Source organism: Delftia sp. (assembly GCF_059499305.1).
The window spans coordinates 505700-528760 of record NZ_JCABYI010000030.1 but is presented as its reverse complement, the minus strand read 5'-3'; the positions used below and the strand labels follow the sequence as shown (position 1 = coordinate 528760).

18 protein-coding genes are annotated in these 23061 nt (G+C 68.1%); 8 read left to right on the top strand and 10 right to left on the bottom strand.

Annotation, left to right across the window (positions count from 1 at the left end; translation table 11 throughout):
- Positions 1 to 72 precede the first annotated feature (72 nt).
- Together AC5I49_RS19000 and AC5I49_RS18995 are read left to right on the top strand one after the other, a co-directional pair.
- Positions 73 to 477, top strand: coding sequence for a helix-turn-helix domain-containing protein (locus AC5I49_RS19000; protein ID WP_016446553.1), 405 nt, complete (start codon positions 73 to 75; stop codon positions 475 to 477).
- Positions 474 to 1802, top strand: a complete 1329-nt coding sequence (locus AC5I49_RS18995) for a HipA domain-containing protein (protein ID WP_016446552.1) — start codon at positions 474 to 476, stop codon at positions 1800 to 1802. The genes AC5I49_RS19000 and AC5I49_RS18995 overlap by 4 nt, the downstream gene beginning before the upstream one ends.
- A gap of 75 nt (positions 1803 to 1877) precedes the next feature.
- Here AC5I49_RS18995 and AC5I49_RS18990 read toward each other — a convergent pair whose 3' ends face one another.
- Positions 1878 to 2726 carry a 3-hydroxybutyryl-CoA dehydrogenase gene (locus AC5I49_RS18990; protein WP_016446551.1) on the bottom strand — a complete coding sequence of 283 codons (849 nt, stop codon included), beginning with the start codon at positions 2724 to 2726 and terminating at the stop codon, positions 1878 to 1880.
- 157 nt (positions 2727 to 2883) lie between these two features.
- Here AC5I49_RS18990 and AC5I49_RS18985 point away from each other — a divergent pair, with 157 nt between their 5' ends.
- A complete protein-coding gene (locus AC5I49_RS18985) occupies positions 2884 to 4476 on the top strand; it encodes a GMC family oxidoreductase (RefSeq protein WP_495789732.1) in 1593 nt (530 codons plus the stop codon).
- 14 nt (positions 4477 to 4490) lie between these two features.
- Here AC5I49_RS18985 and AC5I49_RS18980 read toward each other — a convergent pair whose 3' ends face one another.
- The 8 genes from AC5I49_RS18980 to AC5I49_RS18945 form a co-directional block, all read right to left on the bottom strand.
- The gene (locus tag AC5I49_RS18980) at positions 4491 to 5312 is read right to left on the bottom strand and encodes an ABC transporter permease (RefSeq protein ID WP_016446549.1); all 822 of its coding nucleotides are present in this window, start codon (positions 5310 to 5312) and stop codon (positions 4491 to 4493) included.
- Between the two features lie 6 nt (positions 5313 to 5318).
- The gene (locus AC5I49_RS18975) at positions 5319 to 6260 is read right to left on the bottom strand and encodes an ATP-binding cassette domain-containing protein (protein WP_034366837.1); all 942 of its coding nucleotides are present in this window, start codon (positions 6258 to 6260) and stop codon (positions 5319 to 5321) included.
- 24 nt (positions 6261 to 6284) lie between these two features.
- Positions 6285 to 7568, bottom strand: coding sequence for a GGDEF domain-containing protein (locus tag AC5I49_RS18970; RefSeq protein ID WP_016446547.1), 1284 nt, complete (start codon positions 7566 to 7568; stop codon positions 6285 to 6287).
- Positions 7569 to 7630: 62 nt separating this feature from the next.
- Positions 7631 to 9127: an AMP nucleosidase gene (locus tag AC5I49_RS18965; RefSeq protein WP_016446546.1), complete on the bottom strand. Its 1497-nt coding sequence runs from the start codon at positions 9125 to 9127 to the stop codon at positions 7631 to 7633.
- Between the two features lie 3 nt (positions 9128 to 9130).
- Positions 9131 to 11203: a putative bifunctional diguanylate cyclase/phosphodiesterase gene (locus AC5I49_RS18960; protein WP_016446545.1), complete on the bottom strand. Its 2073-nt coding sequence runs from the start codon at positions 11201 to 11203 to the stop codon at positions 9131 to 9133.
- A gap of 210 nt (positions 11204 to 11413) precedes the next feature.
- On the bottom strand, positions 11414 to 11908 hold the full coding sequence (locus AC5I49_RS18955; protein WP_016451891.1) for a GlcG/HbpS family heme-binding protein: 495 nt from the start codon (positions 11906 to 11908) through the stop codon (positions 11414 to 11416).
- Positions 11909 to 12065: 157 nt separating this feature from the next.
- Positions 12066 to 12707: a response regulator transcription factor gene (locus AC5I49_RS18950; RefSeq protein WP_016446543.1), complete on the bottom strand. Its 642-nt coding sequence runs from the start codon at positions 12705 to 12707 to the stop codon at positions 12066 to 12068.
- Positions 12704 to 14242, bottom strand: a complete 1539-nt coding sequence (locus tag AC5I49_RS18945) for a sensor histidine kinase (RefSeq protein ID WP_495789731.1) — start codon at positions 14240 to 14242, stop codon at positions 12704 to 12706. Before AC5I49_RS18945 ends, AC5I49_RS18950 begins: the two co-directional genes overlap by 4 nt.
- An 85-nt stretch (positions 14243 to 14327) precedes the next feature.
- Here AC5I49_RS18945 and AC5I49_RS18940 point away from each other — a divergent pair, with 85 nt between their 5' ends.
- The 5 genes from AC5I49_RS18940 to cas3f all read left to right on the top strand — a co-directional run bounded on the left by AC5I49_RS18940 (position 14328) and on the right by cas3f (position 22374).
- Positions 14328 to 15338 (top strand): cation diffusion facilitator family transporter, encoded by a 1011-nt coding sequence (locus tag AC5I49_RS18940; RefSeq protein ID WP_495789730.1) that lies wholly within the window; start codon positions 14328 to 14330, stop codon positions 15336 to 15338.
- A complete protein-coding gene (gene dtd / locus AC5I49_RS18935; protein WP_279493463.1) occupies positions 15335 to 15805 on the top strand; it encodes a D-aminoacyl-tRNA deacylase in 471 nt (156 codons plus the stop codon). The genes AC5I49_RS18940 and dtd overlap by 4 nt, the downstream gene beginning before the upstream one ends.
- Before the next feature lie 122 nt (positions 15806 to 15927).
- On the top strand, positions 15928 to 17751 hold the full coding sequence (locus AC5I49_RS18930) for a dipeptidase (RefSeq protein ID WP_016446539.1): 1824 nt from the start codon (positions 15928 to 15930) through the stop codon (positions 17749 to 17751).
- A 115-nt stretch (positions 17752 to 17866) separates the two neighbouring features.
- Positions 17867 to 18889, top strand: a complete 1023-nt coding sequence (gene cas1f / locus AC5I49_RS18925) for a type I-F CRISPR-associated endonuclease Cas1f (protein WP_016451886.1) — start codon at positions 17867 to 17869, stop codon at positions 18887 to 18889.
- Entirely contained in the window at positions 18886 to 22374 is a 3489-nt protein-coding gene (gene cas3f, locus AC5I49_RS18920; RefSeq protein ID WP_495789729.1) for a type I-F CRISPR-associated helicase Cas3f, read from the top strand. Before cas1f ends, cas3f begins: the two co-directional genes overlap by 4 nt.
- 3 nt (positions 22375 to 22377) lie before the next feature.
- On the opposite strand, the gene AC5I49_RS18915 is transcribed toward cas3f, so the two are convergent.
- Positions 22378 to 22689, bottom strand: a complete 312-nt coding sequence (locus AC5I49_RS18915) for a HigA family addiction module antitoxin (RefSeq protein WP_016451884.1) — start codon at positions 22687 to 22689, stop codon at positions 22378 to 22380.
- Positions 22690 to 23061: the final 372 nt, after the last annotated feature.

Below are 23061 nucleotides of genomic sequence, written 5' to 3'. Positions count from 1 at the left end.
TCGTTTCGATTCATTGCCAGCGCCATTGCCGATCGATAAGATCGAAACCATGCTTTCGATTTCATTGAAGCCATGAAGATCTCCATCGACTCTGTGGATGCACTCGGTGACGCGGTATGGGCCGTTCGCAAGGCGCGGCGCTTGCGCCAGGACGATGCAGCAGGCGCCGCAGGCGTGAGCCATGTCTTTGTGCGGGACGTGGAGCGCGGCAAGCCCACGGTCCAGTTTGGGCGCGTGCTGCAACTGCTGTCCGAACTGGGAATCGAAGTGCTCATCGACCTTCCCGAGGGAACCGAGCAGGCCTATCTGCAGCGCCGCCAGGCCAGGCTGCCACCTGAGTCCCATGGTTCCCACGAGTACCGAACGCGCCAGGGCGCACCGGACGGAGGGCCAGCCGCTGAAGTCAGGGAGGAGCCCGGTGCCCGCGACTCGGACGATGCGTTCTTCCGCACCGCCTTCGAAAAGAACAGGCCGTGACCGCACGCATCCTGGACGTATTCATCAACGGCCGGCTTGCCGGAAAGCTGGTCGAAAACAGGGATGTCTGGGGCTTTGCCTATGAGGAGGAGTGGATGGGCGACCCTCGTGCTTTCCCATTGGCGCCCGGCATTTCCTTGGCAAAGCGCAGGCACATCGACGGATCTACGCACCGCAGCGTCCAATGGTTCTTCGACAACCTGCTGCCCGAGGAAGCACTGCGCAGTGCGATCAGCAAAGAGCTGGAGGTGAATGAGCACGATGCCTTCGGCCTTTTGCAGGCCCTTGGCGCGGAATCGGCCGGATCCCTGGTCCTGCTGCCGCCTGGGGCGGGTGCAGCCGAGCGCGGCGCAAGGAGGCTGGAGTTCGGCGAACTGTCACTAAGACTCAGGAACTTGCCGCGCACATCCTTGCATGCCGGATCACCCAAGCGCATGTCCCTGGCTGGAGCGCAGCACAAAATGGTGGTGCTGTACGACGAGAAAACCGCTCGCCTGCAGGAACCCTTCCAAGGGACGGCTTCCAGCCATATCCTCAAGCCGGACTCCACGGCCGAAGGCTATCCGCACTCGACCGTCAACGAGGCCTTCACCATGAAGCTTGCCGGGCGCCTGGGGCTTGATGTGCCGCCGGTACACCTGCTGTACACGCCCGAGCCGGCCTATGTCATCAACCGCTTTGACCGCGTGTTTGATGAAGCGTCCCAAGAGTGGCTGCGACTGCATGTGGTGGATGCCTGCCAACTGCTCGACCTGGCCCGGACTTTCAAATATCAAGGAGCCAGCATCCAGACACTGGCGTCGTTGATGGACCGCTGCCGCGAAAAGGCGCAAGCCCGGATGGGCATCTATCAGTGGCTGCTGTTCAACACCCTGGTGGGCAACAGCGACAGTCATCTGAAGAATCTGTCGTTCCTGGTGGACCGGGGCGGCGTCAGGCTGGCGCCGTTCTACGATCTCCTGAGCACCGCCGTCTATCACACGCGGGCTTACGCCGATGAACATGCGGTATGGCCACAGGAGCGGCTGACGGTTCCGCTTGCGGGTGCGGCCTTCTTTGCCGACGTGACCTACGGAAAGCTGCTGGCCGCAGGTACGGCCTTGGGCCTGACCCAGAGCACAAGCGGACGTGTGCTCGACAGGATGCTTGGCATGCTGGCTCCGCAGGCCGATACGTTGATCGCAGAATTCGAGGCTGGCCAGCTCCACCAGCCTGCCGACTCTGCAATGGACCATTCCACAAGAAGTGCCCACCTGAGAATGCTCAGGTCGATACGTCACATCGTCATCGAGGACATGCTGGCGCTGGTGCGCAAAACCAAGTAGCGCGCGGGCACCAAAACAAAAGGCGAAGGCCAGCCTGAGCTGCCTTCGCCTTCGCTTGGCCTTGGGGGCGGTGTATCAGTAGCTGTACACGCCGCGGCCCGTCTTGCGGCCCAGGCGGCCGGCGGCCACCATTTCCTTGAGCAGGGGGCAGGGACGGTACTTGCTGTCGCCGAATTCCTTGAGGTAGACCTCCATCACGGCCAGGCACACGTCCAGGCCGATCATGTCGGCCAGGGCCAGCGGGCCGATGGGCTGGTTGCAGCCCAGCTTCATGCCGGCGTCGATGTCCTCGGCCGATGCCAGGCCTTCGGCCAGCACGAAGAAGGCCTCGTTGATCATGGGCACCAGGATGCGGTTGACCACGAAGCCGGGCGCGTTCTTCACGGTGATGGGGCTCTTGCCCAGGCGCTCGGACAGTTCCTTGACCGTGGCGTGCGTCTCGTCGCTGGTCTGCAGGCCGACGATGATCTCCACCAGCGCCATCATGGGCACGGGGTTGAAGAAGTGCATGCCGATGAACTTGTCGGCACGGCCCGTCACGGCGGCCAGCTGGGTGATGGAGATGGACGAGGTGTTGGTGGCGACGATGACGTCGGCATCCAGCAGGGCGTCCAGCTGCTTGAGGATCTTGACCTTGAGCTCGTAGTTCTCGGTGGCGGCCTCGATGACCAGTTGCGCGCCCTTGAGCGCCGCGTAGTCGGTCGATGTCTTGATGCGGGCCAGGGCGGCGGCCTTGTCGGCCTCGGTCAGCTTTTCCTTCTTGATCAGGCGGTCCAGGCTGCCCGAGACGGTGGCCACGCCCTTCTGGACGGCGGCATCGGAGATGTCCACCATGACCACGTCGATGCCCGATACCGCGCAGGCCTGCGCGATGCCGTTGCCCATGGTGCCTGCGCCGATGATGCCTACGGTTTGAATTGCCATGACTGTCAGTCTCCTCAAACGAACAAAGTGAATGCGAACGTGAATGCGATCCAGCGATCGTAGCGGGATTCGGAGCATCCACCGGGTTTGCCCCGGCTTGCGGCGCCGCGCAGGCGACTGCAACAGTGGATGGCTACACCGCAGGGGAGGGGGAGGCATGCTGGACTACATCGTGATCGGAGGCGGCTCGGCGGGCTCGGTGCTGGCCGGGCGGCTCAGCGAGGATGCGCAGACGCAGGTGGCGCTGCTGGAGGCCGGGCCCCCCGACTCCAGCGTGCTCATCCACTGCCCGGCGGGCATGGCCGCCATGGCCAAGGGCGGGCGCCACAGCTGGGGCCTGTCCACCGTGCCGCAGCCGGGCCTGGGCGGGCGGCGTGGCCACCAGCCGCGCGGCAAGGTGCTGGGCGGCTCCAGCGCGGTCAACGCCATGGTCTATGTGCGCGGCCAGCCGGCCGACTACGACCACTGGGCCGCCCAGGGCAACCCGGGCTGGAGCTGGAGCGAAGTCTTGCCCTACTTCCTGCGCGCCGAGCACAACGAGCGCGGCGCCGACGCCTGGCATGGCACGGGCGGGCCCCTGAACGTGGCCGAGCTGCGCGATCCCAACCCGTTGTCCCGGGCCTTCGTGCAGGCGGGCGTGCAGGCCGGCCATGCGCACAACGCGGATTTCAACGGCCAGGCGCAGGAGGGCGTGGGCCTGTACCAGGTCACCCAGCGCAACGGCGAGCGCCACCACGTCGCCAAGGCCTATCTGGCGCCGCACCGTGCCAGGCCCAATCTGCGCGTGGAAACGGGTGCCCAGGTGCTGCGCATTCTGTTCGAGGGCCGGCGCGCCGTGGGCGTGGAGTACCTGCAGGGCGGTACGGTGCAGCAACTGCACTGCCGGCGCGAGGTGCTGCTCAGCGGCGGCGCGCTGCTGTCGCCGCAGCTGCTGATGCTGTCTGGCGTGGGGCCGGGCGAGCACCTGCGTTCGCTGGGCATCGATGTGGTCCACCATCTGCCCGGCGTGGGCGCCCATCTGCATGACCACCCGGATGTGGTGCTGGTGGTCGATGGCGCGCAGCTGACCGACAGCTTCGGCCTGTCACTGGGCGGTGCGCGCAGATTGCTGGCCGCCGTGGGCCAATGGCGCAGCCAGCGGCGCGGCATGCTGACCACCAACTTTGCCGAGGCGGGCGGCTTCATCCGCAGCAGCCCCGGCGAGGCCGCGCCCGACCTGCAACTGCACTTCGTCGTCGCCAAGCTGGTGGACCACGGGCGCAAGACGGTCTGGGGCCACGGCTATTCCCTGCATGTCTGCGTGCTGCAGCCGGCCAGCCGCGGCAGCCTGCGCCTGGCCAGTGCCGACCCGCTGGCCCTGCCGCTGGTGGATCCGGCCTTTTTCTCCGACGCGCAGGACCTGCGGCGCATGGTGAACGGCGTGCGCCGCGCCCGCGAGATCCTGGCCCAGCCGGCGCTGGCGGCCCTGGGCGGGCGCGAGATGCCGGCCTCGGCCGGCGCGCAGGACGATGCGGGCATCGAGGCCTTCATCCGCAGCCATGCCGACACCATCTACCACCCCGTGGGCAGCTGCCGCATGGGGCCGGGGCCCATGGACGTGGTCGATGCGCAGCTGCGCGTCTACGGCATCAAGGGCCTGCGCGTGGTCGATGCCTCGGTCATGCCGCGCATCGTCAGCGGCAACACCAATGCGCCCACGGTGATGATCGCGGAGAAGGCGGTGGACATGATCCGCGCCGCAGCGCGCTGAAGAACGGCCGGATCTCAGGCCCTGAAGCGCCTGCGCGTCATCGCCAGCGCAAACCAGTAGGCCGCCACCGTGGTGGCGGCCAGCACCAGGCCGTGGCGCAGCGGGTGGGCCGGCCACTCGTCCATGAACAGCGGGCGCACCAGCTCCACGGCATTGGTCAGCGGCAGCCAGTCCGAGGCCAGGCGCACGGCCTCGGGCAGCTGCTCGCGCGGGAAGAACACGCCGGACAGGAACATCATGGGCGTGAGCACCAGGGTGAAGTAGTAGGTGAAGAAGTCATAGCCCTTGGCCAGGGCGTTGAAGATCAGCGCGATGCTGGAGAACATGATGCCCACGCACAGCAGCACGGGCCAGGCCACCAGCAGCCTGGGCGAATGGCTGATGCCCAGCGCCAGCATCACGCCCAGGATGGCGGTGACCGTGAACAGCGCCTTGAAGGCGGCCCAGAGCATCTCGGCCAGCAGCACGCTGTCCAGGCTGATGGGCGCGTTCATGATGCCGTCCCAGGTCTTTTGCACATGCATGCGCGAGAAGGCCGAGTACAGCGCCTCGAAGCTGGCGGCATTCATGGCGCTCATGCAGATGGAGCCGCTGGCCAGGAACAGGATGTAGGGCACCTGCCGGCCCGTGGTGCCCACGGTGACCTCGCCCACCAAGGCGCCCATGCCGTAGCCGAAGGCCACCAGCCACATCAGCGGCTCGGCGATGTTGCCGATCAGGCTGGGCAGGGCCAGCTTGCGCCACACCAGCAGGTTGCGCAGGAACACCGGCCACCAGCGCAGCGACAGGTCGGGCGGGCGCCAGATGCTGGGGGTGTCCGATGCGGGTTCGGTCATGGTGGTTCAGCCGTCGGTTCTGATCTGTCGGCCGGTGAGCTTGAGGAACAGGTCCTCCAGGTTGGCCGGGCGGTGCAGGGTGCGCAGGTGGCTGTGCGCGGCCAGCGCCTGCAGCAGCGGGCGCGCGTCGTGCGTATAGAAGAAGACGGTGTCGCCACTGACCTCGGTGCGCCCGGCCAGTGGGCGCAGTGCCGCGTCATGCGCCAGGCCCAGGGCGCCGTTGCCGTAGGCCTCGACCACTTCGGGCTCCAGGTGCTCGGCGATGAGTTCGCGCGGGCGGCCTTCGGCGATCTTGCGGCCGTGGTCCAGCACCAGCAGCCGGGAGCACAGGCGCTCGGCCTCGTCCATGAAATGCGTGGTCAGCAAGATGGCCTTGCCCTGCTGCAGCAGCCACTGCAGACGCTCCCAGATCAGGTGGCGTGCCTGCGGGTCCAGGCCCGTGGTGGGTTCGTCCAGCAGCAGCAGGCGCGGGTCGTTGACCAGGGCGCGCGCCAGGGACAGGCGCCGTTTCATGCCGCCGGACAACTCGCCCGGCCTGGCCGCGGCCTTGTGCGACAGCGCCGCGAAGTCCAGCAGCTGCGGTATGCGGTCACGCATCTGCGCCGTACCCAGTCCGAAGTAGCGCGCGTAGACGCCCAGGTTTTCCGCGCAGCTGAAGTCGGGGTCCAGCGTGTCGTTCTGCGAGACCACGCCCAGCCGCGCCTTGATGGCCAGTGCATCGGCAGGCATGTGCAGCGGCGGCGAGCCGTCTTCGGGGTGGTAGAGAACATGGCCCGCATCGGGTGCCGTCAGGCCCAGGCAGATGCGCAGCGTGGTGGTCTTGCCCGCGCCATTGGGGCCGATCACGCCCAGGCATTCGCCGGGAGCGATGGAAAAGGACAGGTCATCGACCACCGTGGTGTCGCCGTAGCGCTTGCGCAGGTTCAGGGCGTCGAAGAGCGCGGGCATGGAGCGTTTTCCTGGGGTCCGGGGCTAGCGCGCAGGCTTGGCGGCCAGTGCGGGCCTGGCCGGCGCATCCGGCGTCTCCGGCGTCTCCGATACAGCTGGCGCATCGGCGCAGGCCTGCTGCTGCGGCGGGCTCAGCCGCACCTGCGTCCAGCAGTCACGCCCGCGGCGCTTGGCAGCGTAGAGCGCGGCATCGGCGGCGGGCAGCAGCATTTCCAGGCGCAGGCCGTCCCAGACCTGGGGCGCGTGGGCGCAGCCGGCACTGAAGCGGACTTCGAAGCCCAGCGTCTGCGTCGAGGCCTGCAGCAGCGCGGACTGCAGCCGGGTGCACAGGGTATCCACACCGTCGTCCGTGGTGTAGAGCAGCAGGCAGAACTCCTCGCCGCCCCAGCGCGCAGCGATTTCGTCACTGCGCAATTGCTGCTGCAGCAGGCGGGCGAAGAGGCACAGCGTACGGTCGCCCATGGCATGGCCGTATTCGTCGTTGACATGCTTGAAGTGGTCCAGGTCCAGCATCACCAGGGCCAGGGCCTGCCGGTGGCGCTGGGCATGCGCCAGCATGGCGGGGGCGCGCTCCAGCAGGGCGCGGCGGTTGGGCAGGCCGGTGAGCATGTCCTGCAAGGCCATGTCGCGCAGCTGCTGGTTGGTCTCGTCGCGCCAGGCCACCAGCACGGCCACCATCAGCAGCGTGCTGCTCAACGTGACCAGCAGGGCGAATATCTGGTTGGCGCCGCTGTCGGCCGTGAAGCTGGGCAGGAAGGGCGTGGCCAGGGCCAGGTAGCTGCGCACCAGAAGTACCAGCCCCATGAAGACGGCCACGCCGCACATCAGATAGCGCCAGCTGCGTGCCACGGGGCGGCGTGGCTCCAGGCACAGGCCGGCCAGCGCCAGCAGGCTCAGTCCGTGGGCGGCGCTGAACCAGCCGGTGCGCAAGGACAAGTGGGGCAGCAGCAGGGTGAAGCCCAGCGGCCCCAGAAAGCACAGCGCGATCAGGCCGCGTTCCAGCCAGGGCGGCCGGGGCCCCAGCCATTCGCGCAAGGCGCGCGCCATCTGCCACTGTGCCGATGCCGCGCAGGCTGCTGCGCCCAGCGACAGCAGTTCGCGCGAGAGCAGGCCTTGCGGCAGGCGGCTGGCGATGAGGATGAAGATCCAGGCCCCGGCCTGGATCAGGAAGAAATGCTGGGCATGGCGCGCGGCACCGCTGACGCGCCGCCCCATGGCCAGCGGCAGGGCGGCTGACATGGCCATCATGTTGAGGGCCACGACCGAGGTCATGGAGAAAAAATCCAGGGTGGGCAGCGTGGATGGCATGTGCGTCCCTGGATGGCGGTGCGAAGCGGGGCCCTTGGAAGAAGGTGGCCGGTGGCGGGGCGCTACTGGAACGCCACCTCCGCGAAGCTGCGCAGCTTGCGGCTGTGCAGGCGCTGGGTGCCGCCCTCGCGCAGGATGTCGATGGCGCGCATGCCGATGCGCAGATGCTGGTCCACGCGCTCGCGGTAGAAGTGGTTGGCCATGCCGGGCAGCTTGATCTCGCCGTGCAGCGGCTTGTCGGACACGCACAGCAGCGTTCCATAGGGCACGCGGAAGCGGAAGCCGTTGGCCGCAATGGTGGCGCTTTCCATGTCCAGCGCCACGGCGCGGCTCTGGCTGAAGCGCAGCTGGGGCAGGTTGTTGGGCAGCAGCTCCCAGTTGCGGTTGTCGGTGCTGGCCACGGTGCCGGTGCGCATGATGCGCTTGAGGTCGGGCCCGTCCATCTGCGTGACGTCGGCCACGGCCTGCTGCAGGGCCAGCTGGATCTCGGCCAGCGCGGGAATGGGCACCCACAGCGGCAGCTCCTCGTCCAGCACATGGTCCTCGCGCACATAGGCGTGGGCCAGCACGTAGTCGCCCAGCTGCTGGCTGTTGCGCAGGCCCGCGCAGTGGCCCAGCATCATCCAGGCGTGCGGGCGCAGCACGGCAATGTGGTCGGTGATGGTCTTGGCATTGGCCGGCCCCACGCCGATGTTGACCATGGTGATGCCGCTGTGGTCGGCGCGCACCAGGTGGTATGCCGGCATCTGCGGCAGGCGCGGCGGCGGCGTGCCCAGCTCGTCATTGGGCTGGGCCGGCAGGCCGGTGCGGCGCGTGACCACGTTGCCGGGCTCGATGAAGGCCACGTACTCGCTGTCTTCCCGGGCCATCTCGGCGTGGCCCAGGCGGATGAACTCGTCGATGTAGAACTGGTAGTTGGTGAACAGCACGAAGTTCTGGAACCACTCGGGCTGGGTGCCCGTGTAGTGGCGCAGCCGGTGCAGCGAATAGTCCACGCGCGGGGCCGTGAACAGCGACAGCGGCAGGGCCTCGCCCGGCTGGGGGCGCCAGGTGCCGTTGGCGATGCCGTCGTCCATGGCCTCGAGGTCGGGCAGGTCGAACACATCGCGCATCAGCTGCCGGCGCTCGCGCGACAGCGTGCCTTCGATGTGGTCGTTCTCGGCAAACGAGAAGTGGATGGGGATGGGCTTGTCGCTCAGGCCCACTTCCAGCGGCACGCCGTGGCTCTTGATCAGCAGGCGGAACTGCTCGGCGTAGTAGCGCGAGAACAGGTCGGGCCGCGTGAGCGTGGCCTCGTGCGTGCCCGGCCCCTCGACGAAGCCGTAGGCCAGCTGCGTGTCCGCGCGTGACACGGTGGCCGTATGCATGCGCACGAAGGGGTAGTAGGCGTGGACGGGGGCGGCCGGGGTTTCACCGGAGACGAAGCGCTGCATGTTCGTGCGCAGGTGCTCTATCTGCTCGCGGTAGATCTGCTGTACATGCTCCAGGGCCCGCTGGGGGTCGGTGTGCAAGGTGGCTGCGGCCCGTGAGGCCTGCGAGGGGTTGTGAAGCGAAACCATGGGCTATTGTCGTTGGACTGGATGACTGTTGTGCAACTGCCAGGCGCGCGCTCTGTCGGCCGGCATGGGCGGCGCCACAAGGTACCCCTGCATCATGCCGCAGCCCAGGTCGCGCAAAAGCTCCAATTGGGCAGGTGTTTCCACGCCTTCAGCGACGATGTCCAGATGCAGGCTGTGGCCCATCTGCACGATGGCGGTGACGATGGCCGTGTCGTCCTCGCTATCGGGCACGTCGGCGATGAAGGACCGGTCTATCTTGAGCTGGTTGATGGGGTGGCGGCGCAGATAGGCCAGCGAGGAATAGCCGGTGCCGAAGTCGTCGATGGCCAGGCCCACGCCCAGGGCCTGCAGCGCCTGCAAGGTGTCCTGCACCTGGCCGCTGGTGTGCATCAGCGTGGACTCTGTCAGCTCGATGTGCAGCCAGCGCGCTTCCAGGCCGGTTTCCTCCAGCACCAGGGCCACCTCGCGCGCCATGTTGCGCTGGCGAAATTCCAGCGCGGAGACATTCACGGACAGGGGTACGGGCCGCAGCCCCTCGTCCTGCCACTGGCGAGCCTGGCGGCAGGCCTCGCGCAGCACCCAGTGGTCTATGGCCGAGATCAGGCCGCGCGCCTCGGCAAAGCCGATGAACTCGCCGGGCAGCACCAGGCCGCGCTGCGGGTGGCGCCAGCGCACCAGGGCCTCGAAGCCCGCCAGCCGGCCATCGGCCGTGAAGGTCTGGGGCTGGTAGTGCAGCTCGAACTCTCCGCGCTCCAGCGCGCCGCGCAGTTGCTGCTCCTGCATCAGCATCTGGGTGGCCTGGCCGCCGTGGGCGGGTGCGTAGAACTGCAGGTTGCGCCGGCCGCTGTCCTTGGCCGTATGCGTGGCGCTTTCGGCGCGGTTGAGCAGTTCCTCGGCGCTTTTTCCGTCGCCCGGGTACATGGCGATGCCCATGCATGGCGAGACCACCAGCGGCGTGCCGTCGATGGTGCAGGGTGCCTCGATGATGCGTTGCAGGTGCCTGGCCTGGGTCTCGGTCTCCTGCGGATCGGGATCATCGGTGAGCACGACCACGAATTCGTCGCCGCCCACGCGCGCCACCAGATCATGGGCGCGCACGCTGCCGCGCAGGCGCTGGGCGACCTCGCACAGCAGCAGGTCGCCGGCCTGGTGGCCCAGCGAGTCGTTGATGGTCTTGAAATGGTCCAGGTCGATGAGGAGCACGGCCAGCGTGCGCTGCTTGACCGAGGCCAGCGACAGCGCCTGGCGCAGCATCTGGATCAGGCGCACCCGGTTGGGCAGCTGGGTCAGCTGGTCGTGCTGGGCCAGGAAGTCCATGCGCTCCTGGGCCAGCTGGCGCAGCGTGATGTCGCGCACCAGCACGATGCGGTAGGGCCTGCCCCCGGCCGGCATGGTCTTGGCCTCGATCTCCACGGGAATGCGGTGGCCGTCCTTGTGCTGGAGGGCGCCATCGAAACGGTCCTCGCGGCCGCTGCGCATGTACTGCAGCGCGTAGAGGCGGAATTCCGGGCAGATGTAGTCGAGGATGGGGCGGCCGATCAGCTCGTCCAGCGTGTAGCCGGCCAGGCGGGACAGGGCCTCGTTGCCGTCGATGATGAGGCCGTCGCGGTGCATGACGATGGCCTCGGTCGTGACCTCGGTGAACTTGCGCATGCGCTCTTCGCTGTCACGCACCTTCTGCGCCACATGGTGGTGGTGGCTCACGTCGGTGATCTGCACCACGGCGCCCTGCAGCCGGCCCTGCTCGAAGTGCGGCATCAGCAGCGACTCGATATGGCGAGGCGGGCCGTCCGGCTGGGGCACCTCGCGCTCGTAGCGCACATGCTCGCCGCGCAGGCCGCGCTCCACCTGCGGCGCGATGAGCTGCCACACGGCCTCGCCCACGATCTCGCGCACGGTCTTGCCCACGGCCTCGGCGGGCGTCAAGCCGAAATTGCGTGCGTAGTTGATGTTGGCGAAGCGGCAGCGCAGCGTGCGCGCATCGAAATAGGCCAGCATGGCCGGAGCCGTGTCTGCTATCAGCCGCAACAGCGCATCATCGGGCCCCGTGTCTTGCGCATCGATGTTCTCTGGCATGCGTCCCCCTCGCTGGGGATTTATAGCGGAATCGCAGAGATTTTGATAGCGCTCTTGTGCGAGGGTGAGCGGCCGCTGACGCGTGGGGGCGCGTGCGGCTGTCGGGCATCAGCGGCCGCCGTGGCGGCCTGTCTTTTTTTTGCAGCGCCGCATCAAGGGCAGGCGCGGCCGGGCGCGGTGCGGCGCAGTGTGGTAGCCCTTGCGGGCGCCTTACTTGAGCAGTTCCTGCACCTGGCCCAGCGCGGCCTGGGCGCATTTGTCGTCCAGGTGGCCGCCAGGCGCGCCGCCGATGCCCACGGCGCCGATCACCTCGTTGCCCACCTTCACCGGCAGGCCACCGCCCAGCAGCAGGTAGCCGGGAATATTCACCAGGTTGGCGGCGCCGGGGTTCTTCTGCGCGCCCTCCATGATGGCCAGCGTGCTGTTCTTGGCCGATGCGGCCGTGTAGGCTTTCAGGCGGCTGGCCTCCAGCGTGTGGGGGCCCGCGTTGTCGGCACGCTGCACGGCGCGCACGGTGCCGGCGCGGTCCACCACGGTGGCGGTGACGGCATGGCCGTCGGCGGCGCAGGCGGCCACGCTGCGTGCGGCGATCTGGTTGGCCAGCTCCAGCGACATGTTCTTTTCCGTGCGCACGGCATCGGCCTGGGCGGCGGTGGCGATCAGGCCCAGGGTCAGGGTGGCGAGCTTGGTGGCGTGGCGTTGCATGGTCTTCTCCTTGGGGGTCAGGACGGCCCGGGACACAAGCCCGGACGGCATGCATGCACTGTAGAAAATGCCGTCGCCGCGCACCATTCGGACGGTTACGCGCGCCGCTGCGTAGAAATACGGAGAAGCCAGGCGCGCTGGGCGCGGCGATGGAGCTTCAGGCGCCTGCCGCCGGATCGGCCAGGCTGGCGTAGCGGCGTATGAGCTGCGCCAGGCTGGGCGCATCCAGCTTGGCGAACAGGTTGGCGCGGTGCGTCTCCACCGTGCGGGGCGACAGCTCCAGGCTGCGGCCTATCTCCTTGTTGGTCAGCCCCTGCACGATCAGCCCCAGCACCTCGCGTTCGCGCGCGGAAAGCTGCGCAAAGCGCTGCTGGGCATCGCGGTCGGCCTGCTGGCGTTCGCGCGACTGCACATGCTGGCGCACGGCGCTTTGCAGCGCATCGATCAGCACTTCGTCGTCCACGGGCTTCTCCAGGAACTCGGCCGCGCCGGCCTTGAAGGCGCGCCGGCACATGTCCACCGTGCCATGGCCGGTGAGCATGATCACGGGCTGGTCCACACCCTGCTCCATCAGCCGGCCCAGCAGGGCCAGCCCGCCGATGCCGGGCATGCGCACGTCCAGCACGATGGCGCCTATGCCCTGGCGGTCCAGCCCGTCGAGAAAGGCCAGCGGATCGGCCCAGCACTGCACGCGCAGGCCCACGGTGCCGATCAGCAGGGCCAGGCTGTCGCGCACGGCCTCGTCGTCATCGACCAGATGGATCAGCGGGGACAGGTCTTGGGCGGGCGCGGCAGTCATGGGGTCGGTGGTTCCTGAGGGGCGTTGGGTGCGGCAGGTGCCGGGCCATGGGCCGCAGGCAGCAGCAGCTCGAAGCGCGCCCCGCCTTGCGGCGGGGTGGCGGCGGATGCGGCCAGCTCCAGGCTGCCGCCCATGGATTCGGCCAGGCTCTGGCTGAGCGTCAGGCCCAGTCCCAGGCCCTGGGCGCGGCCCGTGGCAAACGGGGTGAACAGGCGCTGGCGCATCTCGGGCGCCACGCCGGGGCCGCTGTCGTGCACGGCCACCATCAGGCGGCTGTCGCGGCGTGCCAGCTCCACCCGCAGATGGCGGGCTGCGGGCGGCTGCTCGTCCATGGCCTGCAGTGCATTGACCAGCAGGTTGTGCAGTATCTGCTGCACCGCCACGGGGTCGGCCTGGGCGGCGGGCAGATCGGCGGCCTGCACCATGACCTGAACCTGGCGGCGCCGCAGCTCGGGCTCCAGCAGATAAAGCGCCTCGGCAACGGCCTGGTTCAGATCCAGCGGCTCGGCCTGGGGCGCAAGCCCCGGTTGCTCCACCAGGCGGCGCAGCCTGCCCACCACGGCCGATGCGCGCTTGGCCTGCTCGGCAGCCTGCCCCATGGCCTGGCGTGCGGCGTCCAGCTCGGGCGGGTCCTCGGCCAGCAGGCGGCGCGCGGCCTGGCTGTTGGACAGCACGGCCGTCAGCGGCTGGTTCAGCTCATGCGCCATGCCTGCGGCCAGCTCGCCCAGCGTATTGAGCCGTGCCACCTGGCCCAGCTGCAGCAATTGCTCGGCGCGGCGGCGGGCCACGCGCTGGCGCAGCAGGGCGCGCAGCGCGGCCACGGCCAGCGCACAGCCCAGGGCCCAGCCCAGCATGGCCGTCCAGGGCAGCACCGTGGCGTCCAGCGGCTGGCGCAGGTGCAGCACCAGCGGCTGGCTGGGCGAGGCCAGGGTCTTGCTCACCTCCCACGACCATGTGTTCCAGCCGTGCGCGGCGGCTCGGCCCGGCTGGATCACGAATTCCTGCCCGCCCAGGGCCAGCCATGCGCGCACCGGGCTGGTGGCGGGCGGCAGCGGCCACTCGTCGGCGGGAATCGTGGCGCGCAGGTCCAGCAGCAGCGCGTAGCTGGCCGGCAGCCCGGCCTGCACCAGGTACAGGCGGCCCCGGACCAGGTCGGCCAGGGCCAGTTCGGCCTGGCCGCTGGCCTGGGAGCGGCGCTCGGCCTCGGCCATGCCGGGCGGCCAGGTCTCGGGCCAGGACTCGCCTGCGGTGGCCGCGCGGCGCGCCACATCCAGCACCTGGGGATACAGGCGCTGCAGCTGCCTCCATGGCGCCTGGCCGGATGCGGGTTGGCGCGGCTGCAGCAGGGCCAGCGTGCCCAGAATGGCGTCGTGCTGCACCATGCGCTGGCTCAGCAGCCGGTGGGCAATGCGGGCATCGGTGTCGAAGACCTCGCGCAGCGACTGCAGGCGCTTGTGCGCCAGCCACGCCGCGCCGCAGCCTGCGGCCAGGGCCCAGGCCAGCACCCACCCCGCTGATCGCTGCCATCCATTCATGGCGCGGATTCTGTCATGCGGCTCGCGCACGCGGTGGGCACGCGGTGGTCTAATCCGGAGCACCCCCCACGTACCGCAGCGCAGCATGGCCGAACCCACTCCCTCTACTGCCAACGCTCCCGCCCCCGCTTCCGCGGCCGGCTGGATGGCGCCGCACAGCCTGCTGCGCATCTCGGTGGCTGTGGCCCTGCTGACCATCGTGCTCAAGACCCTGGCCTGGTGGCTGACGGGATCGGTGGGCCTGCTGTCGGATGCGCTCGAATCCTTCGTCAACCTGGCCGGCGCCGTGTTCGCGCTGACCATGGTCACCATCGCCAAGCGGCCGGCGGACACCGACCATCCCTATGGGCACCACAAGGCCGAGTACTTCTCTGCGGGCTTCGAGGGCATCCTGGTCATCGGAGCCAGCCTGGCCATTGGCTGGGCGGCGCTGGCGCGGCTGTGGAACCCGCAGCCGCTGGAGCAGCTGGGCTGGGGCCTGGCGCTGTCCGTGGCCAGCTCTGCCCTCAACGGCCTGCTGGCCGTGGCCATGCTGCGCTCGGCGCGCCAGCACCGCTCCATGGCGCTGGAGGGCGATGCCCGTCATCTGCTCACCGATGTCTGGACCTCGGCCGGCGTGGTCATCGGCCTGATGGGCGCAGCGCTCACAGGCTGGCTGTGGCTGGACGCGGCCGTGGCCATCGGGGTTGCGATCAACATCTGCGTGCAGGGCGCGCAACTGGTCTGGCAGTCTTCCCAGGGCCTGATGGACCAGGCCCTGGACGCGCCCGAGCGCCTGAGCATCGACGCCGTTCTGGACCGCCATGCGCGCCGCGCGCATGGCGTGGTCTTTGACAACATCTCCAGCCGGCGCGCCGGCGAGCGCAGCTTTGCCGACCTGCACATGCACGTGCCCGGCGACTGGAGCGTGGCCCGCGCCGCGCGGCTGCGCACCGAGATAGAGGCCGAACTGCTGCAGGCCGTGCCCGGCCTGTACGCGCGCATAGAGCTGCTGCCGCTGGGCATGCAGACCGCCATGGAAGCCGCCATCGAGGCGGCAGGCCAGACAGACACTCCTTCCCCATCCACCGACAAGAACCCGAACCCCGAACCATGATCAGCATCCTGCAGCGCGTGCAACAGGCCCGCGTGGAAATCGATGGCCAGGTCGCCGGCAGCATAGGCCCTGGCCTGCTGGCCCTGGTCTGCGCAGAGCGCGGCGACACCGAGGCCGAAGCCGACAAGCTGCTGGCCAAGATGCTCAAGCTGCGCATCTTTGCCGACGACGCGGGCAAGATGAACCGCAGCGTGCAGGACCTGGACGGGCAGGGCGCCTGCGGCGGCCTGCTCATCGTCAGTCAGTTCACGCTGGCGGCCGACACCGGCGGCGGCAACCGCCCCAGCTTCACGCGCGCCGCGCCACCGGCCGAGGGAGAGCGCCTGTACGACTACATCGTGCAGCGGGCGCGCGCCCTGCACCCGGAAGTCGCCACGGGCCGCTTCGGGGCCGACATGCAGGTGCACCTGCTCAACGACGGGCCCGTGACCATTCCGCTGTCGATAGCTCCGGCCTCCGCGGCATAGCGCGCCGCAGACCTGCTGTTCTGGGGCGGATTCTGGCGCGATCTGCGAGCGCGGCCTGGTCGGAACATGCCTGCAAAGCCCGTATTCTTGCGGCCTCAGCATTCATCGACAGACCGACGACCATGAAGAACCATCCGTTCAAAGCCTCCACCCTGGCCCTTGCCATGAGCATGGCCCTGGCGTGGAGCGGCGCGGCCGGCGCCGACACCCTCAAGAAGCCCGCGCTGGACGCGCTGGCCCAGGCGCAGCCGGCACCTACCGACTTCGCCAGCTTCCTGAAGCAGGCCGCGGCCGCGCAGCCTGCCATCGCCCAGGCCGTGCAGCGCCATGCCGCAGGCGCCGCGCTCACGGGGGATGAACTCAACCACATCGCCCGCCTGCTGGGCCTGTACACGCGTCTCACGCAGGAGCGGGCCGTGCTGGCCAGCATCGAGCGCATGGTCGCCCTGCCCACGGTGCGCGACCCCAAGGTGCCGCCGCACGAAAGCCCGGCCATCCTGGCTTTCGGCGAACTGGTGCAGCAGATGGCCAAGGACTTCGGCCTGCAGTACCGCAACGTGGACAACCGCATCTTCGAGGTCACCCTGCCTGCGAACGCAGCGAACGCGGGCACCGATGAATTCGGCATCCTCACCCATGCCGACGTCGTACCTGCCGTGGCCGCCGAATGGGTGCTGGACGGCAAGCAAATCAACCCATTCGAGGTTACCTTTGTGCCCGGCAACAGCGGGATCACCCTGATGAGCCATCCCCCGGTGCTTGTCCCACCCATGCCTGATCGGATCTACGGGCGCGGCACCATCGACGACAAGGGCTCCATCGCCACCGTGCTGTTCGCCATGAAGGCCGTCAAGGACAGCGGCCTGCCCCTGTCGCGCGGCATACGCCTCATGATCGAGACCACCGAGGAAACCGGCGGCGACGCCATGAAGTACTACCAGGGCAAGACCACGCTGCCTGCCTACAACATCGTGCTGGACAGCAAGTACCCGGCCGTCGTCGCGGAAAAAGGCTCGGGCGCGCTCAAGGCCGTGTTCGACGACGTGAAGACCGACCCCGCCCGCCCGGCCATCACCGCCATGGCCGGCGCCGCCTCGGCCAACGCCATTGCCCAGACCGCCACCGCCACCATCACGGCCAGCGACGAAGCCGCCATTGCCGCCATCGCCGCGCGCCTGCAGGCGGCCAAGGGTGACTTCACCACCAGTTATGCCGGGCAGGGCGGGCCGTTCACCATCGACATACAGCACAGCGGCGCGACGGCCACCGTCAAGGTCACGGGCACCTCGGCCCACGGCTCCCGCCCCGAGGAAGGCGTCAACCCCGTGCCGCGCCTGACGCTGTTCCTGCAGCAGGTGCTCATGCCCACCGATGGCGTGGCCCTGGTCCAGCCCAATGCCTACAGCAACGCCCTGCGCTACATCAACGGCGCCTTCGGCCTCGACTACTTCGGCAAGCAGCTGGGCGTTGCCTATGCCGACGACTTCATGGGCCCGCTGACCCTGTCGCCCAACCTCATCAAGGCGGCAGACGGCAAGCTCGAAGTCACCACCAACGTGCGCATGCCGCGCGGCAAGACGCCCGAGCAGCTGCGCACCGAAGTCGAGCAGCGCATCACCCGCTGGAGCGAGGCCGCCAAGGTTCCCCTCACCCTGCAGTACACCCAGGGCAACTGGATGGCGCGCGATCCCAAGGGCGCCTGGCTGTCCACCCTGCTCAACATCTTCGGCGACACCACGGGCCTGGACGCCAAGCCCGTGCCCACGGCCGGCAGCACCACGGCCAAGCTCATGCCCAACGCCATCAACTTCGGCCCCGCCATGCCCGGCAAGAAGTACACGGCGCACAACGCGCTCGAATACAAGGAACTGCCCGACCTGCGCGCCGACATGCAGATGTTCACGGAAATGCTGGTGCGGATTGGGAATCTGAAGCAGATGCAGTGATCATTCACTGGGATGTAAAGAAAGGCGCCTTGTGGAAGCAAGGCGCCTTTTTATTCCTGGGGCAGGCCATTGAAGGGGATTGGCAATTTGATACAACTGCCTGCGGGAGGCTGCAATGCAGGATATCAAGGGCCAGGATCTCAAGACCATTCTCCATTCCAAACGCGCCAACATCTATTACCTTGAGCACTGCCGTGTCCTGGTCAATGGCGGGCGGGTGGAATATGTGACCGATGCCGGCAAGCGCAGCCTGTATTGGAATATTCCCATTGCCAACACCACCAGCATCCTGCTGGGCACCGGCACCTCCATCACGCAGGCGGCCATGCGGGAGCTGGCCAAGGCTGGGGTGCTGGTGGGCTTTTGCGGCGGCGGTGGAACTCCCTTGTTCAGCGCCAATGAAGTCGATGTGGAAGTCGCCTGGCTCACTCCGCAAAGCGAGTACCGCCCCACTGAATACCTGCAGGCCTGGGTCCAATTCTGGTTTGACGATGAACTGCGCCTGCATGCCGCCAAACAATTGCAGGCTTTGCGATTGCAGCGGCTGCAGCAGGAATGGGGTGCACGTGCCTTGCGTGAATCCGGCTTTGCCGTGGACATGGAGCGCCTGAAGGCGCTGGTGCAGCAATTTGCGGCGCTGATGGCCAATGCGCCCGATGTCATGACACTGCTGACCGATGAGGCACGGCTGACCAAGGCCTTGTTCAAGCTCGCCGTGGACGCCGTGGGATATGGCGAATTCACGCGCGCCAAGCGCGGCACCGGCACCGATGCAGCCAACCGCTATCTGGACCATGGCAACTACCTGGCCTACGGACTGGGCGCCACGGCCACCTGGGTGCTGGGCCTGCCCCACGGTCTGGCCGTTCTGCATGGCAAGACGCGGCGCGGCGGCCTGGTGTTCGATGCGGCCGACCTGGTCAAGGATGCCGCCATCCTGCCCCAGGCCTTCCTGTCGGCCATGCGCGGCGACGACGAGCCGCAATTTCGCCGCCAATGCATAGAGGCCCTTACGCGCAGCGAATCGCTGGACTTCATCATCGACACGCTCAAGCGCATTGCCGTCGACACGGCGCGCATGGCCGGCGCGCCCACCACGCCCACAACGCCCGGCGCTGTGCAGGAGGGCGGCACATGAACGTGCTCTTCGTCTCCCAGTGCAGCAAGCGCGCCCTCACCGAAACGCGCCGCATCCTCGACCAGTTTGCCGAGCGGCGCGGCGACCGCACCTGGCAGACACCCATCACGGCGGCCGGGCTCGATACCGTGCGCAAGCTGCTGCGCCAGAGCGCGCGCAAGAACACCGCCGTGGCCTGCCACTGGATACGCGGACGCGACCACAGCGAACTGCTGTGGGTCGTGGGCGACGGGCGCCAGTTCAACGCCGAAGGCGCCGTGCCCACCAACACCTCGGCCAGCAACGTGCTGCGCGCCGAAGATGAAAGCCACTGGCACCACCTGCCACTGATCACGGCGCTGGCCGCTTTGGCGGCCCTGGTGCATGACCTGGGCAAGGCCACCCAGGCATTCCAGGACCGGCTGAAGAATCCTGGCCTGCGCGAGCGCAACCACTACCGCCATGAATGGGTGTCGGTGCGGCTGTTCCAGGCTTTCGTGGGCGGCGACGGCGACGCGGCATGGCTGCAAAGGCTGGCAGCCTGTGTGGATGAGGCCGCCGATGCCCGGGCCTTTGAGGCGCAATGGCTGGATCACCGCAGCGGCCGCCTTCTGCGCGATGGCCTGGACGAGCCGCAGGCCAGCCAGCATCTGCCGTTCAAGGCGCTGCCGCCGCTGGCCACCGCCGTGGCCTGGCTGGTTCTGACACACCATCGGCTGCCCTGCATGCCGGTCGCTGCAGGCCGGCAGGAGTCCGACGACGATCTGGAGCCCGACCGCCGCCAATGGTGCCGCTTCGGCGCGCGCCCGCGCTTCGTCAACAGCAATGAGATCGAGCAGCTGCTGCAGTGCATCAGCGCCGACTGGAACGAGCCGCGCGAGAAAGCCGAGCCGGCGAAAGTGCGCTCCCATTGGGACTTCCCGCAGGGCCTTCCGGTGGCCACGGCCGCCTGGCGCAAGCAGGCGGCGCGCTATGCGCTCAAGCTGCAGGAGTTGGCGGGCCGGTCGCTTGACGCTGCAAGCCTGGGCGATCCGTTCACGCTGCACCTCTCGCGCCTGTGCCTGATGCTGGCCGACCACCACTACTCCAGCATCGAGGACGAGGCGCGCCGCCAGCCTTTCCGCAACGCGGGCTATCCGCTGTACGCCAACACCCGGTGCAAGAGTGCAGCTCCAGGCGCCGCGTCCGCTTTCAACCAGACGCTGGACGAGCACCTGCTTGGCGTGCAGGCCCATGCCACGCTGGTGGCGCGCTCGCTGCCCACGCTGGCGCGCAGCCTGCCGGCACTGCGCAGCCATCGCGGCCTCAAAAAGCGCAGCAGCAACGCGCGCTTCCAGTGGCAGGACAAGGCTGCCGACCTGGCTGCCAGCGTGCGCCACCGGGCCGCCAGCCAGGGCGGCTTCATCGTCAACATGGCTTCCACCGGCTGCGGCAAGACGCTGGGCAATGCCCGCATCATGAACGCGCTGGCCGACCCGGGCGTGGGCATGCGCTGTGCCTTCGCCATTGGCCTGCGCACGCTCACGCTGCAGACGGGGCGGGTGTTCCAGAACGACCTGGGACTGGGCGACGACCAGCTCGCCATCAAGGTCGGCGGCGCGGCCAGCCGCGCGCTGTTCGAGTACTGGGAAGCGCAGGCCGAGGCCACGGGTTCGGCCTCGCGCCAGGCGCTGCTCGACGAAGGCGGGCAAGTCCTGTTCGACGGCAATGACCAGCACCCGCTGCTGCAGCGCCTGACCGACGATGCGCAGGTGCGCTCGCTGATCGCCGCGCCCGTGCTGGCCTGCACCGTGGACCACCTCACGCCCGCCACCGAAAGCCTGCGCGGCGGCCGCCAGATCGCGCCCATGCTGCGCCTCATGACGGGCGACCTGGTACTGGACGAGCCCGATGATTTCGACATGGCCGACCTGCCCGCGCTCACGCGGCTCGTGCACTGGGCGGGCCTTCTCGGCTCGCGCGTGCTGCTGTCCTCGGCCACCTTGCCGCCAGCGCTGGTGGAGGGGCTGTACCTGGCCTACCGCGCCGGGCGCGAGATCTTCCAGCGCCATCGCGGCGAGCGGCCCGGCGAGCCCGTGGCCATCTGCTGCCTGTGGGTGGACGAATTCCACCAGCAGGCACTGGACTGCGCCGATGGCGCAGGGTTTCGCACAGGCCACGGAAGCTTTGTGCAAAAGCGCGTGGCCCAGCTCGCCCGGGCCGAGGTGCGGCGCTTGGCTGCCATCGCTCCCCTGCCTGCCGGCTGGCAGGGGCTGGACCCGGCCGCGCGGCGCCGGGATTTTGCGCGCATCGCGCTGGAGCATGCATGGCAGTTGCACCAGCAGCCGGGCAACCATGGCATTGACCCCGCCAGTGGCAAGCGCGTGAGCTTCGGCCTCATCCGCATGGCCAACATCGAACCGCTGTTCGACGTGGCCGTGGCCATGTATGGCCAGGGCGCTCATGCACCGGGCGTGCGGGTGCACCTGTGCGTCTACCACTCGCAGTTTCCGCTGCTGGCGCGTTCCAGCATCGAGCGGCACCTGGACACCGCGCTGGACCGCCGCTCCCCCGACGGCGCAGACCCCATCTTCCAGAGGCCGGCCATCCGCGCATTGCTTGATGCCAACGATGAGGTCAACCACCTCTTCATCGTGCTCGGCTCCCCCGTCACCGAAGTGGGCCGCGACCACGACTATGACTGGGCCGTGGTCGAGCCCTCGTCCATGCGCTCGCTGATCCAGCTGGCCGGACGCGTGCGGCGCCACCGGTCGGGTGCGGTGCAGGAGGCCAACATGCGGGTGCTGGACAGCAACCTGCGCGCTTTCGAGCATCCAGGCCGGGCGGCATTCTGCAAGCCGGGTTTCGAGATGGAGCCGGTGGATGACAAGGCGGACACGGCGCGGTACTTCCACCTGCGCTCGCATGACCTGCAATCGCTGCTGGCCAAGCACACCAAGGGCGAGCCCCTCTGGCCCGTGGACGCCCGAGCCCGCATCGAAGTGGCCAGGGAGCAGTTCCACCCGGCCAGGAACCTCGTGGACCTGGAACACGCCCGCCTGCACGACACCATGCTGCCGCGCCCCGCAGACAGCCCGGATGCCACGCCGGTGCTGCGCGCCGCCAGCCTGCACTGGGCCAGCCCAGCCTGCTTCTGGCTCACGGGCCTGCTGCCGCAGTTCCAGCGCTTCCGCTACGACCCGCTGCCGCGCGTGGATGTGGTGTTTCTGCCGGACGATGAGGAAGAGGGCCTGCAACTGCACCGCGTGGTCGATGGCCAGCGGCGGGGTGACAAGCTCCATGTGCTGGTGCAGGACAGCCTGCTGCACCGGGAGCCATTGGACCCACGGAAGGGGTCTGTCACTGCATGGGGGCAGGCCGACCTGATGCATGAACTGCTTGCCCTGGCGCAGGGCAAGGGGCTGGCGCTGGATGCCTGTGCAAGCAAGTACGCCACGGCCAGCCTGCCCGACAAGACACAGGGCTGGCGCTGGCATGGCGTGCTGGGCTTTGTGGGCCGTGCCTGAGGATCAGGCGGTATGCAGCTGCATCGGATGAACTTGCCTCACGGACGCCTGCAACTCCGCGTTCAGCTCTGCCGTGCGCAGGTCGTAGGCGGTCTGAAGGTTCAGCCAGGACTGGGCGTCGCCCCCAAAAAAGCGGCTCAGCCGCAGCGCCGTGTCGGCCGTGATGCCGCGCCGCTCCAGCACGATGTCGTTCACGCGCGAGGCGGGAACGTGCAGGTGCCTGGCCAGCGCGTTGGCGCTCATGTCCATGGGCTTCAGGTAGTCCTCGCGCAGGACTTCACCTGGGTGTATGGGGCGCATCTCTGCTTTGATCATCCAAACTCCAACTCCATGAAGGCGAGTCGATTTCGGCTATCTGTGTTGCACGGATTGGCAGTGCCGCTTGATCTTTGGGTTGGCAAGGCTGCCACTTGGCAGCCTGTTGAAGCACTTCAGTGGCAAAGGCGCTGCTTGTTCAGCAGAAATGTGGCGGTCATCTTGAAGAGGTGACTTTTCTGAGCTTCCTGTTCGAAAGCGGTTGCGAAGATACCACGTAGCGGCTACGATCCAGCTGCCAAGTTGGTTCTTTAAACCTGCGGTTTATCGTAAAGAGTTGACTGGTTGGGATTATGGAATGCCACCACCTGCTGCGCTAACAACAGGTGGTGACTGTGTCAACAACGTGCTCTCAAGGCGCTAACCAAGAAA

What these genes read in the sequence shown, in the direction of transcription:
- AC5I49_RS18980 (WP_016446549.1), bottom strand. Translation starts at nt 5,312, where the DNA reads ATGACCGAACCCGCATCGGACACCCCCAGCATCTGGCGCCCGCCCGAC.
- AC5I49_RS18975 (WP_034366837.1), bottom strand. Translation starts at nt 6,260, where the DNA reads ATGCCCGCGCTCTTCGACGCCCTGAACCTGCGCAAGCGCTACGGCGAC.
- AC5I49_RS18955 (WP_016451891.1), bottom strand. Translation starts at nt 11,908, where the DNA reads ATGCAACGCCACGCCACCAAGCTCGCCACCCTGACCCTGGGCCTGATC.
- AC5I49_RS18990 (WP_016446551.1), bottom strand. Translation starts at nt 2,726, where the DNA reads ATGGCAATTCAAACCGTAGGCATCATCGGCGCAGGCACCATGGGCAAC.
- AC5I49_RS18945 (WP_495789731.1), bottom strand. Translation starts at nt 14,242, where the DNA reads ATGAATGGATGGCAGCGATCAGCGGGGTGGGTGCTGGCCTGGGCCCTG.
- AC5I49_RS18940 (WP_495789730.1), top strand. Translation starts at nt 14,328, where the DNA reads ATGGCCGAACCCACTCCCTCTACTGCCAACGCTCCCGCCCCCGCTTCC.
- dtd (WP_279493463.1), top strand. Translation starts at nt 15,335, where the DNA reads ATGATCAGCATCCTGCAGCGCGTGCAACAGGCCCGCGTGGAAATCGAT.
- cas1f (WP_016451886.1), top strand. Translation starts at nt 17,867, where the DNA reads ATGCAGGATATCAAGGGCCAGGATCTCAAGACCATTCTCCATTCCAAA.
- AC5I49_RS18965 (WP_016446546.1), bottom strand. Translation starts at nt 9,127, where the DNA reads ATGGTTTCGCTTCACAACCCCTCGCAGGCCTCACGGGCCGCAGCCACC.
- cas3f (WP_495789729.1), top strand. Translation starts at nt 18,886, where the DNA reads ATGAACGTGCTCTTCGTCTCCCAGTGCAGCAAGCGCGCCCTCACCGAA.
- AC5I49_RS18950 (WP_016446543.1), bottom strand. Translation starts at nt 12,707, where the DNA reads ATGACTGCCGCGCCCGCCCAAGACCTGTCCCCGCTGATCCATCTGGTC.
- AC5I49_RS18930 (WP_016446539.1), top strand. Translation starts at nt 15,928, where the DNA reads ATGAAGAACCATCCGTTCAAAGCCTCCACCCTGGCCCTTGCCATGAGC.
- AC5I49_RS18970 (WP_016446547.1), bottom strand. Translation starts at nt 7,568, where the DNA reads ATGCCATCCACGCTGCCCACCCTGGATTTTTTCTCCATGACCTCGGTC.
- AC5I49_RS18915 (WP_016451884.1), bottom strand. Translation starts at nt 22,689, where the DNA reads ATGATCAAAGCAGAGATGCGCCCCATACACCCAGGTGAAGTCCTGCGC.
- AC5I49_RS18985 (WP_495789732.1), top strand. Translation starts at nt 2,884, where the DNA reads ATGCTGGACTACATCGTGATCGGAGGCGGCTCGGCGGGCTCGGTGCTG.
- AC5I49_RS18960 (WP_016446545.1), bottom strand. Translation starts at nt 11,203, where the DNA reads ATGCCAGAGAACATCGATGCGCAAGACACGGGGCCCGATGATGCGCTG.
- AC5I49_RS19000 (WP_016446553.1), top strand. Translation starts at nt 73, where the DNA reads ATGAAGATCTCCATCGACTCTGTGGATGCACTCGGTGACGCGGTATGG.